This is a genomic window from Ktedonobacteraceae bacterium, from assembly GCA_035653615.1.
Lineage (GTDB): Bacteria > Chloroflexota > Ktedonobacteria > Ktedonobacterales > Ktedonobacteraceae > DASRBN01.
In genome coordinates this window covers 40,703-54,684 of sequence record DASRBN010000034.1, presented here as the reverse complement: position 1 = coordinate 54,684, position 13,982 = coordinate 40,703, and the positions used below count along the sequence as shown (strand labels likewise).

General features: G+C 57.0%; 13 protein-coding genes. All 13 read right to left on the bottom strand.

Features of this window, described 5'->3' with window-relative positions; genetic code table 11:
- Positions 1-7 precede the first annotated feature (7 nt).
- The 13 genes from VFA09_19565 to VFA09_19505 all read right to left on the bottom strand — a co-directional run bounded on the left by VFA09_19565 (position 8) and on the right by VFA09_19505 (position 13,976).
- Positions 8-1,342: a dihydrolipoamide acetyltransferase family protein gene (locus tag VFA09_19565; GenBank protein HZU69485.1), complete on the bottom strand. Its 1,335-nt coding sequence runs from the start codon at positions 1,340-1,342 to the stop codon at positions 8-10.
- A gap of 39 nt (positions 1,343-1,381) precedes the next feature.
- Positions 1,382-2,380, bottom strand: coding sequence for a pyruvate dehydrogenase complex E1 component subunit beta (locus VFA09_19560; protein ID HZU69484.1), 999 nt, complete (start codon positions 2,378-2,380; stop codon positions 1,382-1,384).
- Between the two features lie 30 nt (positions 2,381-2,410).
- Positions 2,411-3,430 carry a pyruvate dehydrogenase (acetyl-transferring) E1 component subunit alpha gene (gene pdhA, locus VFA09_19555; GenBank protein HZU69483.1) on the bottom strand — a complete coding sequence of 340 codons (1,020 nt, stop codon included), beginning with the start codon at positions 3,428-3,430 and terminating at the stop codon, positions 2,411-2,413.
- Positions 3,431-3,584: 154 nt separating this feature from the next.
- Positions 3,585-4,481, bottom strand: coding sequence for a PfkB family carbohydrate kinase (locus VFA09_19550; protein HZU69482.1), 897 nt, complete (start codon positions 4,479-4,481; stop codon positions 3,585-3,587).
- A gap of 104 nt (positions 4,482-4,585) precedes the next feature.
- Positions 4,586-5,551: an RNA-binding cell elongation regulator Jag/EloR gene (gene jag / locus VFA09_19545; protein HZU69481.1), complete on the bottom strand. Its 966-nt coding sequence runs from the start codon at positions 5,549-5,551 to the stop codon at positions 4,586-4,588.
- 121 nt (positions 5,552-5,672) lie between these two features.
- A complete protein-coding gene (locus VFA09_19540; protein ID HZU69480.1) occupies positions 5,673-6,695 on the bottom strand; it encodes a YidC/Oxa1 family membrane protein insertase in 1,023 nt (340 codons plus the stop codon).
- 24 nt (positions 6,696-6,719) lie between these two features.
- On the bottom strand, positions 6,720-6,947 hold the full coding sequence (gene yidD / locus VFA09_19535) for a membrane protein insertion efficiency factor YidD (GenBank protein HZU69479.1): 228 nt from the start codon (positions 6,945-6,947) through the stop codon (positions 6,720-6,722).
- 63 nt (positions 6,948-7,010) lie between these two features.
- Entirely contained in the window at positions 7,011-7,379 is a 369-nt protein-coding gene (rnpA, locus tag VFA09_19530; GenBank protein HZU69478.1) for a ribonuclease P protein component, read from the bottom strand.
- A 56-nt stretch (positions 7,380-7,435) separates the two neighbouring features.
- Positions 7,436-7,570: a 50S ribosomal protein L34 gene (gene rpmH / locus VFA09_19525; protein ID HZU69477.1), complete on the bottom strand. Its 135-nt coding sequence runs from the start codon at positions 7,568-7,570 to the stop codon at positions 7,436-7,438.
- A 272-nt stretch (positions 7,571-7,842) separates the two neighbouring features.
- Complete coding sequence (locus VFA09_19520; GenBank protein HZU69476.1) at positions 7,843-8,487, bottom strand: FHA domain-containing protein; 645 nt, start codon at positions 8,485-8,487, stop codon at positions 7,843-7,845.
- Between the two features lie 66 nt (positions 8,488-8,553).
- Positions 8,554-9,792 (bottom strand): VWA domain-containing protein, encoded by a 1,239-nt coding sequence (locus VFA09_19515; protein ID HZU69475.1) that lies wholly within the window; start codon positions 9,790-9,792, stop codon positions 8,554-8,556.
- 96 nt (positions 9,793-9,888) lie between these two features.
- On the bottom strand, positions 9,889-11,916 hold the full coding sequence (locus VFA09_19510) for a protein phosphatase 2C domain-containing protein (GenBank protein HZU69474.1): 2,028 nt from the start codon (positions 11,914-11,916) through the stop codon (positions 9,889-9,891).
- Between the two features lie 80 nt (positions 11,917-11,996).
- On the bottom strand, positions 11,997-13,976 hold the full coding sequence (locus VFA09_19505; protein HZU69473.1) for a tetratricopeptide repeat protein: 1,980 nt from the start codon (positions 13,974-13,976) through the stop codon (positions 11,997-11,999).
- Positions 13,977-13,982 lie beyond the last annotated feature (6 nt).

Genomic DNA, 13,982 nt, shown 5'->3' with positions numbered 1-13,982 from the left:
CTCCCATCTACAATAACAAGCCCAGCGGCTCCTCCAACAGTCGTTTCACTTCCTGTAAGAAACGGGCGGCAATAGCGCCATCGATAGCGCGGTGATCTGACGAGAGCGTCACCTTCATGCGATCTCGTACCACGACCTGGCCATCCACGACCGCCGGGGTCGGAGTGATGGAGCCGACCGCCAGAATAGCCGACTCCGGCGGATTGATAACGGCGGTGAAGCTCTCCACGTCGAACATGCCCAGGTTGCTGACGGTGAAAGTGCCCCCGCTCAGGTCTTCGGGACGCAGTTTGCCGGAACGAGCCGCTTCCGATAGACGATGCGATTCGCGGGCGATATCGAGAATGCCCCTGGAATCGACATTGTGCAGCACGGGAACGATCAGGCCCTGTTCGAGCGCCACAGCCATGCCGATATGCACCGATTTCTTCTGAAGCAGGCGGTCTTCAGCGAAGGAGACATTCACCTGCGGTACGCGCACGAGCGCCAGCGCGACGGCCCTGATGATCAGGTCGTTGAAGCTGACCTTGACGGGTACGGGATCGTTCGCGGCGTACTCATTGATCTGCTGGCGCAGTGCGGCCAATTTGCCCGTATCGATGACGCTGGTGACGTAGAAATGCGGCGCGACCTGCATGCTCTGGCTCAGGCGCTTCGCGATGGTGCGGCGCATAGAGGTGAGCGGTATCTCGACGACATCGCCGGTGTCTATAGCAGCCGGAACCGGTTCTGCCGCTATAGGCAAGGCAACCGGCGTTGCGACCTGCTGCGCGGCCTGGGCCAGGGCAGCTTCGATATCCATCTTAATGATGCGCCCGTTAGGACCGGTGCCACGAATATACCGGTAGTCGATGGAATGCTCTTCGGCCAGGCGGCGCGCGATGGGCGAAATGAAGACGCGGCCCTGTTCGGCGGTTGAAGGCGCCTGTTTCGTCATGGTTGTGGTTGCCGCCTGTGGTACCGGTATGTTTTCCACTGCCATGCCTGCCGGGTTTTGGGCAGGCGAGGAGGTCGAGGAATTCACTGCGCTATTCTGCCTACCTTGTGACGCTGCCGGAGTGGCCTTGCCATTTCCATTGCCTTCAATTGTACCGGGGAGAGGTTCGTCAGGAGTTCCGACAAGCGCTATGTCCGCGCCGATGGGGGCGGATGCGCCTTCAGGTACCAGGATTTTGCGCAATGTGCCACTGGCGAACGATTCGATCTCGATGTTCACCTTGTCGGTCTCGACTTCCGCGACGGGTTCTCCCTTTTTGACCGGGTCACCTTCGCGCTTGATCCAGCGCAGAATCTTGCCTTCTTCCATTGTATCGCCCAACTTGGGCATTTCGATTGTTTTCATGATTGTTCTCCGAAGTTTCGGATGTTACTATGTTAGTGCCTAAGCTCCTACAAGCGCCGGTGGCACGATTTTCTTTGCCGCCTGGACGATGTCGTTTTTGTTGGGTAGGGCAGCGCGTTCCAGGACTTTGGAGTACGGCATGGGTACGTCGGCGCTGTTGACATGCTGGATAGGCGCGTCCATATAGTCGAAGGCGTGTTCGTAGATGAGCGCGGCAAGCCCCTGGCCGGTGCCAAAATATTTCCAGCCCTCCTCGGCAATTACCACGCGATTGGTCTTCTTCACCGAATCGATGATCAGGTCGATATCGATGGGACGGATGCTCCTTAAATCAAGCACTTCCGCGTCGATACCCTCTTTTGCCAGGTCTTCTGCGGCCTGCAAGGTGACGTGCAGCATGCGTGAGAAGGTGATGATGGTGATGTGCTTGCCCTCGCGTTTGATGTCCGCGCGATCCAGTGGCACAGTATATTCTACGCCTTCGTCGGGAACCTCGCCCTTGACGTTGTAGAGTAATTCGTGCTCGATAAAGAGGACGGGGTCAGGGTCGCGCACAGCTGATTTCAGCATCCCCTTGGCATCATATGGTGTGGCGGGCATGACGACCTTGAGGCCGGGGATATGGGCATACCAGGACTCCAGCATTTGCGAGTGCTGCGCGCCGCGCTGCGCTCCACCGCCGCCGGGCGTGCGTATGACCAGCGGCACCTGCGGCTGCCCACCGAACATGTAGCGCATTTTGGCGGCGCTGTTGACGATCTGGTCGGCGGCCAGTATGCTGAAGTTGATGGTCATGATCTCGATGATGGGGCGTAAACCACCAAGGGCGGCGCCGATGCCTGTTCCGGCGATCACTTCTTCCGCGAGGGGGGTATCGCGCACGCGCTTTTCACCAAATTCTTCGAAAAGTCCTTTTGTGACGGCATAGGTGCCACCGTAACCCGCGATATCCTCGCCCATGATAAAGACACGCTCATCGCGCTGCATCTCTTCGCGAATGGCCTCGCGCAGCGCGTCACGATAGGTAATGGTACGCATGTGGAATTATTTCCTCTCGTAAGATCCGCTCTAACGATGGCGGTAGCTGAGGGCGGTAGAATTATCGACCATTACGTCGGTATAAAGCTCTTCCGGCGCGGGGTCCGGGCTGTTCTCGGCAAAATCCGCCGCGTCTTCGGAAACCTGGATAGCCCTCTCGTCATTGGCGTCAAATTCGGCCTGTGTCCCTATGCCGAGATCGCGCAATTTTTGCTCGAAGATGCTGATGGGGTCGCGTGTTGTGCGCCAGTGATGCTCTTCTTCGCGCGTGCGGTAGTAGACAGGGTCGGTCATCGAGTGCGCGCGGAAGCGATAGGTTTTGGCTTCCAGCAGCACCGGGCCCTGGCCACTGCGCGCGTGTTCGACCGCCGCTACCATGGCCTCGTAGACGGCGATGACATCCATCCCATCCACCTGCCGGCCCGGAACATTGTAGGCTGCGGCGCGTGGAATCAATGAATCGACGGCCCAGGCTTTATGCACGGCCATGCCCATCGAGTACTGGTTATTTTCACAGATATAGACAACGGGCAGTTTCCAGATCGAGGCCAGGTTGAGCGCCTCGTGGAAGGCCCCTTCGTCGACAGCTCCATCACCGAAATAGCAAGTGACGATGCTGTCCAGGCCCTCGTATTGCATGGCGAGGGCGACGCCCGCGGCAATCGGCAATTGCGCGCCGACGATGGCATTGCCACCGTAAATACCGAGTTCATTGCTCCACATGTGCATGGAGCCGCCTTTTCCTTTGCTGCAGCCGGTGGCCTTGCCGAAGAGTTCGGCCATTACTTCTCGCGGGTCCATGCCCCTGGCGATGGCATGACCATGTTCTCGATAACTGGAGAGGATCTTGTCGCCTGGCCGGAGCGCGGCTATACTGCCTACGCCTACAGCCTCCTGACCGATATAGAGGTGCATGAACCCGCCAATTTTGCCGCGTGTGTATTCCTCCGCGCTCTTCTCCTCGAAGCGGCGCAAGAGGGCCATCTTATAGTGCATTTCCAATAGCTGTGTCCGGGTAAGCCCCGCGAGCGTGGCATTGCTAATCGCCATAGCCCATCTCTCCCATGTTCTGTCAATCTACATGTTTAGTGAGCTGCTCAGAGTACGTCATTGTAGGTGATGCGGCCCTTCGTTTTCACTCCATTGTGGTATTTCTGGTATCACATTTTACCGCAAGCTCTTGAGGATGTATAGGGGGTATCCATTATAAACTGAGCGTCATTTTCTCCAAAACGGCCTCCATGGTTGGAATACCCGTTATCCCTGCATGTTCGATTGAAAGGGAAGCCACGCAGTTGGCGAAGTCGGCAGCAGCTCCCGGATCGCCGTGGCGATGCAAATGGACCAGGAAAGCGGCGGCGAAGACATCACCGGCGCCAGTGGGATCGACCTCACGCGCGGGATATGCCGGAAAAATTTGCCTCTTGCCCTGCTGGAAGAGCGTCGCGCCATGCCCTCCATCAGTGGCAACAAGCAAGGGAACCAGCTGACTCCAGCGAGACAGTATTTCATCAGCCTCCGTGCGATTGCCACCGGCGAACGGCAACAGATCATCGTGGCTAAGAATCAGTACATCGAGACGTGGGAGCATTTCTTCCGCGCCGGTCCAGGGAGCCGGCCAGACGCGACCATCTTCATCCCAGCGTCGCAGCCAGCCCTGGGGTGTGGCGGCAACGATTGCACCCGGACGACGCTGGAAGAGCGCCAGCAATTCGGGCGTTATCTCCTGGGCAAGCGGGGCAAGCAGCACGATGGGAGCATTGCGCCAGGCAAGCGGAATGTCCTCGGCGTCCAATAGCTCGGCCCTGCTGTGTATATGCTGGATGCGAAAACCACTTTCATAGACATTAGCAAACGTAGTGGTTGCCTCTGACGAACGCCCGGCGATCTCGATGCCAGGTAGCTGCGCCGCCAGTTCCGCGAGCAATTGAGCACCGGCGCGCGTGACGACCGCGGAGACCAATCCCAAACGATAGGCGGTGAGGGCAGCAAAAGTTACCGTACCACCAATTGAATATGAGCCATCAGGCTGAATATCGCGGGTGGCATGGCCGATGGTTAAAAAATCGGGAACGCGTTCCGCGGGGGTGGGTTGGAGCATGAATTTTCTCCAAGATTCCATGATGGTCGGATTGAGGCCCCCTCAATCCGACCATCAGAAGCAGAAACCAATCCTTTTTCCTACCACGCCCACGATTGAAACAGTTAGCGGCCAGGGCGTTTCAGGGAAATGACGACGCGGCGCGCATCGCCTTCGCCGATGCTTTCGGTGCTGATATCTTTGCTATCGGAGAGGGCGATGTGAACGATGCGGCGCTCGTGCGGCGGCATGGCCTCGAGCGCGATGGAACGCCGGTAGTTGCGCACCTGCTGCGCCACGCGCAGGGCCAGCGAACGCAAATTGGCCTCGCGGCGCTCGCGATAATTCTCGGCGTCGACGATGATGCGCATGCGATGTTTGGTGCGATGTCCAACGATCAGGCTCACCAGGAGCTGTAGGGCGGCGAGCGTTTCACCGCGGCGACCGATCAGCAATCCAAGATTCTCGTTGATGCCCTGGATATTCAGGGTGAGCGGATTGGTGGAGCGTACCTGGATGTTGGCGCGAATGTTCAGGTATTGCAGGATGTTTTGTAGCACTTCGACGGTGATGTCGATATCTTCGCGGCTGGGTGTTTCGACGTCTTGCATTTCCCCTTCGGCCACGCTGCCGTTTTCCAGTTCGGCAAGTAGTTCGGGGGCATAATCGGCGCTGCCGGGCAGATCGAGTCCGGCCTCCGGCTCCTCTTCTACCTCTACCTCATCTTCATCCTCATACTCATCCTCGTCGCCTTCATCCTCGAATTCCTCTTCGTCCTCATATTCCTCGTCCTCATCCCCTTCGTCCTCCTCGAACTCGTCCTCATCCTCCTCAGCGTAAATCTCTTCACCGGGGTAGCTGTCATCGGGACCGAGAATAGCATCGGCCATTTCTGGAGTGATGACGGCGCCAACACTACCAGGGCGAACGCTGACACGAACGCGTGCATCTTTGCTGCCAAGTCCGAATGCGCCCCGGCTTGGCTCTTGAAGGACCGTTATTTCCACCTCATCACGGCGTTTGCCCAGGCGCATCAAAGCTTGCTGTACCGCCTCATCAACACTTTTACCACTGGCCTCTATGCTTTCCACTGCTTTTTGCCTCCCTATATCAATGTATTTTCTATGGGACGAGGACAGGCCCAAGGCACTGTCCCTACAGGAATCCCTTTTTCGTTATGAGACGAGGACAGGCCCGAGGCACTGTCCCTACTTAACTACGTGACGCATTCCTCTTGGGGGCATTTCCACGGCGACGAGCTGATGCGCTGGCATTGCGCGGACGGCGGCGCGTGGATGATGAGCCATTTGAAGCATTTGCTCGACCGTTTCCATTCCTTGCGGCGTTTCCCTCGTTTGAGACGGCGGTCGTATCCGGCTCATTAGCGCTCTGTAAGAGTCGCGTCTCTTTTTGAGAGTCACCTGAATAGACCTTATTACTCCTGCCGTTATCCTTGTTCGCAGGGAAGATGCCGGAGAGGAAATCGGGCATTACCATCAGCGAACCCCAACCGGTCACAAAGTACTGCTGTACCATGCTGAAGACCGAAGTGGTTGTCCAGTAGAGCGCCAGGCCTGCCGGGAAATTGAGGGCGAAGAAAAAGGTGACGAACGGCATTATGAACTGCATGACCTGCATCTGCTGCGTCATCGCGTTCTTCGTCGCGGTAGTAGTGCGCGGCTGGGACATGCGCAACTGGATAAAGGTCGCCAGGCCTGCCAGCACAGGCAAAATGTGCGTCGGATCGGTGCCACCGAGCGAGATAGCCCAGTGGGGATTTATGAAAGTAAACCAGTCCAGGTACACATTCGGCTTCTGCGTGAAATGTGGTAGGAACGGGTAAACGAGCTTGTTGATGTCTGCGAGCGAGCTACTCAACGCCGTTCTTAAGGCATAGAACAGCCCATAGAGAATTGGAAGCTGGATGACTAAGGGCAGGCAGCCGGCGGCAGGACTGACTCCATACTCCTTATAGAGCGCCTGCATCGCCTCCATCTGGGCGCGCTGGTCCTTCGCGTATTTCTTCTTAATGTCCGCAAGCAGAGGTTGAATGGCCTGGGTCGCCTTCGTCGATTTGAGTTGCTTCATGTAAAGGGGAAACAAAATCAGACGAATGATGACCGTGAGCACGATGATAGACAGCGCCATATCACCGAAGAGGTGATACAGCAGCAGCAACACGTTCAAAAGCGGGAATGTGAATATTATATTGAAAAAGTAGCCAATCTGACCCACGAGATCTCTCCTGCCTTCCTCGATCTAGTCGGCCAGACGTTCTGGGACTGGATCATAGAGATTACCCTTATAGAATGGGTGACAACGCCCAATGCGTTTGATCGTCATCCATCCTCCACGGAAAAAGCCAAAACGTGAAATTGCCTCATAGCCATATTGCGAGCACGAGGGAGTAAAGCGACACGATGAAGGCAAGATGACCGACAGGGTATTCTGATAAATTCGAATAAGGATAAGTGCGATATGTTTCACTGTCGATGTCCTTCTTCTGTTTGCCTTAATCTTGAATACCAGGACGAGCACCAGGCGCTGTCCCTACATCTCATTTGATCTATGTGGTGCTGCGAGCAAATGCGCGCGGCGCAATAACGTCACAATGTCCTGTCGCAATGCCTGCAAGTCGGCGCTGTCGGTCGAAGTTCTGGCGCTGATTACGATATCCCAACCGGTGGGAAGCTCAGGTAGAACCGGCCGTATAGCTTCACCGAGCAGGCGTTTCATATAATTACGTTCTACGGCGTGTTTCGATATACGTTTACTGACGACAAATCCGATATGAAGCTGCCCTGCATCATTTGGCATCCATGCAAGGATAAGCAGCCGGGACGCAATAGTGCGTCCTTGCTGCCTGACCCTCTGAAATTCGCTGTTTTTGCGCAGTCGTAATGCACGGCGAAGTGCCACTCTTTAACAATCAGCTTCCGGGATAGAGGACAGGCACAAGGCACTGTCCCTACATCTTAAACTGTCAGTCTCCAGCGCCCTTTGGCGCGGCGAGCTTTGAGCACGCGGCGCCCGTTACGGGTCGCCATGCGCTTCATAAATCCATGTTCGCGTTTGCGCGGTATGCGCTTTGGTTGCCAGGTACGTTTCATACTAAGTAAACTAAGCCCTTTCTTTCTCCTCCACTTGGGATTTCTTGTAGATTATAGCCGTTCTTCCCACAAGCTGTCAATCGTGCGGGGCGAAAATCCCATCGATTTGCCATTTGTTTTCACAAAAGAAGCCGCGGGGCCGACCAATCGGCGGTGTCCGCGATCAATCGGGACCTACGCCCGTAGGGGCCGGGCAGTCCTGTCTGGGGGGCAGGCATACCGCGCCCACCGCCGATTGATCGGCCTCTACAGGCATTATTCGCGAGAAAGCTTTATGATTCTTTGAAGCGAAGGAGAACGCGGCCAAGTTTAATTTCGTCGTTATCGTGCAGGGGCGTAGGCGTTTTGGGCGCGAGCTTCTGCCGGTTGAGAAATGTGAAGTTGGTGCTGTTCTCGTCCTCAATCATGTACTGGCCATTTTCGACAAAGATGCGCGCGTGCATGCGAGAAACGCCGCCTTCTTCTCCGCCGTTGGCGGTCAGGTCCACGTCGGGGAAGATGTTGCTGACGGCATCTTCGCGCCCGATCAAAATGTTGTCTTTGCCGCTCAGGTCGTACTCCTGGTTATCGGCTTCGACGATGAGACGGGCATTTAAGGCCGCGGGTGCGCTGGCTACTGCCGGAGCAGGTGCTGGAGCGGGCGCGGGCGCCGCAGCTGGAGTCGAGGTATCGACCGGGGCCGGAGCGGGCGCGCCGAGCATGCTACCACAATTTGAGCAGAAGGCTTCACCTGCCGGGTTAGTGGCGCCGCAGGATGGGCATACCTGGGTACCCGCCGAAGGTGCCGCGGGCGCAGGCGCGGCCTGCGGGGGCGCGGCTGTGGCTACCGGCGCAGCGCCTGTCAGTGGCTCTCCGCACTCATCGCAGAAAGCGGAGCCATCGGGGTTTTCATGGCCTAATGAACAACGTACTGTCATTTTCTCTATCCTCCTCAAAAGTATCTACGATTCTCATTCGTGTTGGGTTCAATCGATGACTCACCCCTACGGGAGAATGTCATCCAGGCGTTGCGTGAGTTTGCGAGTTTTGTTGCCGATCGATTTTACCTGTTCTTGCGAGATTTGCTGGCCCTGGTTGATCTGTTCGAGGGCCGCCTGGGTCTCTTCGTCCAGGACGCGAGTGACATTTGGCGCCAGGCGCGTGGTTGCTTTGCCGGTGCGTTTGTATTCGTCAAGCACGCGCGTGACGAGACGATGGGCATTGGCTTTTTCCGCGAAGTTCATGACGGTGGCGTTGACGGCTGCTGCCTGGTTTGGATCCGTTGTGAACGTGACCTTGACGTCGTCGCGCACGCTTTCGCTGATGAGTCCGGCAATCGGAACGTCATAGGTCAGTTCGGCCTGCGCGATGCGGAAGAGGCCGGCCGGGCGGGGGTCGATCATCAACTCAAGCAGGACAGACTGCGGTTTGTCTTTTTCCAGGTCGCCCAATGGAACAATGATCTGGCGGTCGGAAAGAACAGATTGTCCAAGATCGCTGATGATCGGCAGCACTTTGACCGCTTTCTTCGGCGTGACGCCGGCGGGCAAACGCACGATGAGAGTGGCATTGCGCACCACCACGTCTACTGCGCTCTGTATCTGCTGCTCGAAGACGCTGAGGGCATCGGCGGGGTCGCGGATGAATTCGGCGGGCGGGCCTCCGCTGAGCTGTCCGACGTTGTCGAGCAGGTCTTCGTCCCAGTCGGCGCCAATGCCTAATGGGTAGATCGAGATGCCCGCTGCTTTGGCATCCCTGGCAAGCTGGCGGCAGCGTTCGGCGTCGCCGTAGGTGACGCCGTCGGTCAAGAGAATCATACGATTGATGGCATGGGGGATATTCCAACGGCGCAGTTCGTTGAGGCCCTGGATCATGCCGAGCGACATGGTGGTGCCGCCGGCATCGCGGATTTGATCGATGGCTGCCTTCATGCCGGGCTTATCGTTGCAAGGCATAGAGGGGATGATGACCTGGGATGTGTCGTCGAAGATCACGACCGAGACATAATCGGTTGGCTCCAAACGGTCGATCACCATCTTGACCGCTTCCTTCACATTCCGTAGCTTGGCACCTTTCATGGAGCCGGAATGGTCGAGCACGAGGGCAAAATTCAGTGGCATGCGTACCTGTGCCATCATTTCGGTTGGTTTGGCTTCTATCAATACATATGCAAGCTGGCTGCCGCCAGTGACTGGCATGTAATCCTTTCCGACCTGATGCGCCAGTATTACCTCACCGGGCATATATATGCACTCCTTTCGCATTTGGGCGGCCTGTACGGTCGCTCCTACAGTATATCATAATGGTTCCATTATGGAATAAAGGTGACCATGGCTATATTAGCGAACAAAGACGATGACCGCGCTGATATTATCCTCTCCACCATTGGTATTGGCTGCCTCTATCAATTGCGTGCAGGCCGTTTGCGGGTCAGGCGCGTTATTGAGCGTGCTTTCGATTTGCGGGTTGCGCACCATCTCCCATAAACCATCGGAACAGCTTAACAGGATGTCGCCGGGATGCAGTTGCTGTTTGAACATGTCAATTTGCACGTTCAGTTTATCTCCCAGGCTGCGGAAGATCTGGCTGCGCTGCGGATGCGTGTAGACATCGTCCGGCTCGATCAAGCCGCTGGCGACGAGTTGCCCAACCAGGGAATGATCGGTGGTGAGCTGGTAGAGTTGCTGGCCGCGCAGCATATAGGTGCGGCTATCGCCGACGTTGATGATGTAGGCATGATCTCCCACAATCATAAAACCGGTGATGGTCGAACCCATATCCGTTTTGTCCTGTTGATTCTGCTGGCAGAGTGCGGCATTGGCATCCTGGATGGCGTCGTGGAAGAGCGAGACCAGGGTATCTTCATCAAACGGTTTGACGGTTTCGCCGTTCTTTTCAGCCTCGAGAGGGGCCGCGAGTAGTTCGCGCACCATGCGCCCGGCTATGATGTTGATGGTGGTGCGGCTGGCGACCTGCCCATTGTCGTGACCACCAAGGCCGTCGGCGACGATGAAGACGCCCATGGGCGTGCCCGTCGATTCGAAGACGCGCTGGAGCAAGAGGACGAGCGTGCTGTCCTCATTCGGCTCGCTGCGGCGCACATTACCGGCATCGGAATCGCACGCCGCGAGCAGGCGAACGCCATTCGGGAAAGCATTTTGCTCTACCTGGGGCTGCTCGATCACATAGGTGTGTCCATTTTCGACGATGGTGTTGGCGATGGTTCCCTGCAAGACATGCGCGTCCTGCGTATCTGCTGCGCCCTCGCCCGCACCGGTTGCCGAGGCCGCCGGATATTCATGCATGAGATAGGGGACGTTGAGCAGTTCGGCGCCGCAATTGATGCAGAATTCATCTCCTTCGGCGTTCTCTTCAGAGCCGCAGTTCCAGCAGTGCTGGTAGCCCTGGTGATCAACGACCTGGTAGACATGCTCGTTCTCGCTGTCACCTACCACCTGGGTAACCTGGTAGCGCCCGGCAACGATTGTGCCGAGTTCGAGAAGAGGGAAGCCGGGCCGATCAGCCGGCGCCGGGCGCGATGAATCGGCCCCTACGGTACCAGATTCACCGGATGTATCAGAAGATGCCTGCATTGTCTCCTCATTCTTTTCTGGCGCAGTAGCCTCGCCTGCGCTACCTGCCTCACTTGTGGCCGGGGTATTCGCATCGACCGGTATCTCAGCGGATTCCTTTCCCGCGTCTCCCTCTGTCTCGTCTCCTGTGTCCTCTGATGCGGCAACAGGCTGCTCTGCTTCTCCCGTTGTGGGTACTTGAGAGGCAGCGGTTTGCGCGGACGGAAGAGAAGATGGGGGTGGCGGAGGCGGCGCCGGAATGGGCTCATCTTCCTGAGATGTATTGGATGTGTAGGGATAAGTACCGGCTTGATAGCTTTGCTGATTGCTGCTCTCACCCTGACGCATCATGACGGTTGGCATCTCTGCGATATCCTGTTCATTTTGCGTGGGTGCGGGCGGCATTTCCGCGTAATCAGGTGTGGAAGGCATAGCCGCCTGCTCGCCCTGTGCCTGTTCCGCTTCCTGCTGCCAGCGCCGGCTGTGGATAGCCATCATTCTTTCAGGGGTAAGAACGAGGGTTGGGGCGTTGGTGATATCTTCTGTCGCGCCGGTTGCGGGTGCCTGGCCTGATGGTGCCTGCTCCGCCTGCGACTGGGGTGTGGCCGAAGCTGCTTCCGCTGTGATGGCAGGCGCTTCTGCCGCATTTCCCTGCGCCTCAGCTATGGCCGGTGCAGGACTGGCGGGAACGGCTTCACCGGCTGCGCGGGCCGCTTCCGTTTGTAAAGGCTGGCCGCAGCCTTTACAGAATTTTGCGTCTTCGCGATTTTGAGTATGACACAACGGACAGATCATGGCTGCCCTCCTTTTATATATTCTCCTGGACCCGCAGAGGACAGGCACGAGGCGCTGTCCCTACAGGATGCCGCAGTACACTATAATTGCTTTTGTAAACGGTTAGCCTCGACATTATTAGGATCATATTGCAGCGCCTCGCGTATCATCTGGCGGGCTTCATTCTTTTTTCCCGACTTAAGGTAGCAGCTTGCCATGGCGCTGTAGATCTCGGAGACGCCGGGATTCCATTGCCGCGCCTGCTCGAGGGCGCTGAGCGCTACCTTCCATTCGCGTGCTTTCATGTGGGCGCGGCCAAGTTCATACCAGCCCTCCCACATGCCTGGCTCCTGCTGCGTGGCCTGGCGCAGGACGCTGATAGCAGATTGGGCCTGATTCATTTTCAGGTAGAGACGTCCCAGCTCTATCAGGATCAGCGCGTGCCTGGGATTAATTTTGAGGCCTTCCAGGAAATAGGCCTCGGCTTCAAGGTTATAGCCCTGGTCTTCGGCGACCTTGCCCAACTGGAAGTAGACCGCCGGGTCCTGCGGGGCGAGCCGGAGCGCGCCCTTGAAAGCCTCTATGGCCTTAGGATAGAGTTCCAGGTCATGATAGCACATACCCAGCTGGAAGTAACTATCGAAAGAATTCGACCGGGCCGCGATTGCCTGTTCGAACTGTTCGGCTGCCAGCTTTATATTATCGTTGAACAGGTTCCTGTCTTTGTCTTTGACCGATTGCCCATACTGGCGGTAAGCGCGACCAAGGTTGTAGGACACGTCGTAGGATGATCTGCCGGCAACCTGGGCCATTTTGAAGTGATTGATGGCTTCGGTATAGTTTTTGTTGTTCAGGTCTTGCAGACCCAGGCGATAGGCCGTGGTGGGGTCCGGCGCCTGCACAACGCTGGAGCCGACCGGTCGCGGCTGGATGCTGCTCGAGCCGATGGGGCGGGCGCGAATAGGGGCCGGGGGCCGGACGCCCACCTGCGCTCGCACCTGGGGCGGCACAATTGTTGCCCCGTGTGTCAGAGGCTGTCCATCACGCTTGCAGAACTTCGCGCCGGGTCGATTGCGATAGCCACACTTGGGGCAGATGACCTCATTTCCTGTTGCCGTCGAGGGTACGACGATGGTGGCGTTGGACGAGAGCGCCGGAATCTGCACGGTGGCCGGGGCAGGAGCCGCGATGTATGACAGGCACTGCTGTAATGCTACACGCATAGCATCGGCGCTCTGAAAACGCTGGGTAGGGTCCTGCTGCATGGCCTTGATGATGACCTGCTCGACAGGACAGATAATGCGATTGCCTACCTGGATGGTATGCAGGCGCGGATTTTTAGCGTAGATGCTGCCGGGGGCAGGTGTCTGGATCGGCTCTGGCTCGTGATTGGTGAGCAGGTGATACATGGTTGCCCCTAACGAGTAGATATCCGAGCGCGCATCCGTTTGTACCAGCTTGCCGGGATTCTGCGCGGAACGCCTCTGTCCCGGCGCGGTAATCGAGCCGAGATGCTCCGGCGAGGCGTAGGAGATGGTTCCTAAATTCTCAGTGTTGGTGCGTTTGTTGGGGTCGAACCTGCGCGCGATGCCGAAGTCGATCAGTTCGACATTGCCGTCGGGCATGACCATAATATTGCCAGGTTTGAGGTCACGCAGGATGATGGGCGGGTTCTGCGAGTGAATGTAGCTCAACGCATCGCACACCTGAATCATCCAGCGCACGACCGATTCTTCGTCTAGCGGCGCGTTAGTATCTTCCAGCATTTTCTCCAGGCTGCGTCCAGGCACGAATTCCATTACGAAGTAGTAGTTGCCTCGCTCCTGGAAGCTGAGTATCAGGGAGGGAATGCGCGGATGTTTCAGCTTGAAGAGCAGGTCGATCTCTTTATCGAAGCGCTCGATGGCCGCTTTGCGCTCCTCCTCAGGCATACTGGGGTTGATGAGCAGTTCCTTTACTGCGCGATAGTAGCCCGGTTTTCCGACCTGTTCAACCTTATAGACGGTCCCCATGCCGCCTTCACCCAGCACCTGGATGATTTTGAATTTTCCATCAAGGATTGTACCTAAAGGCAGTGGCATACCCGC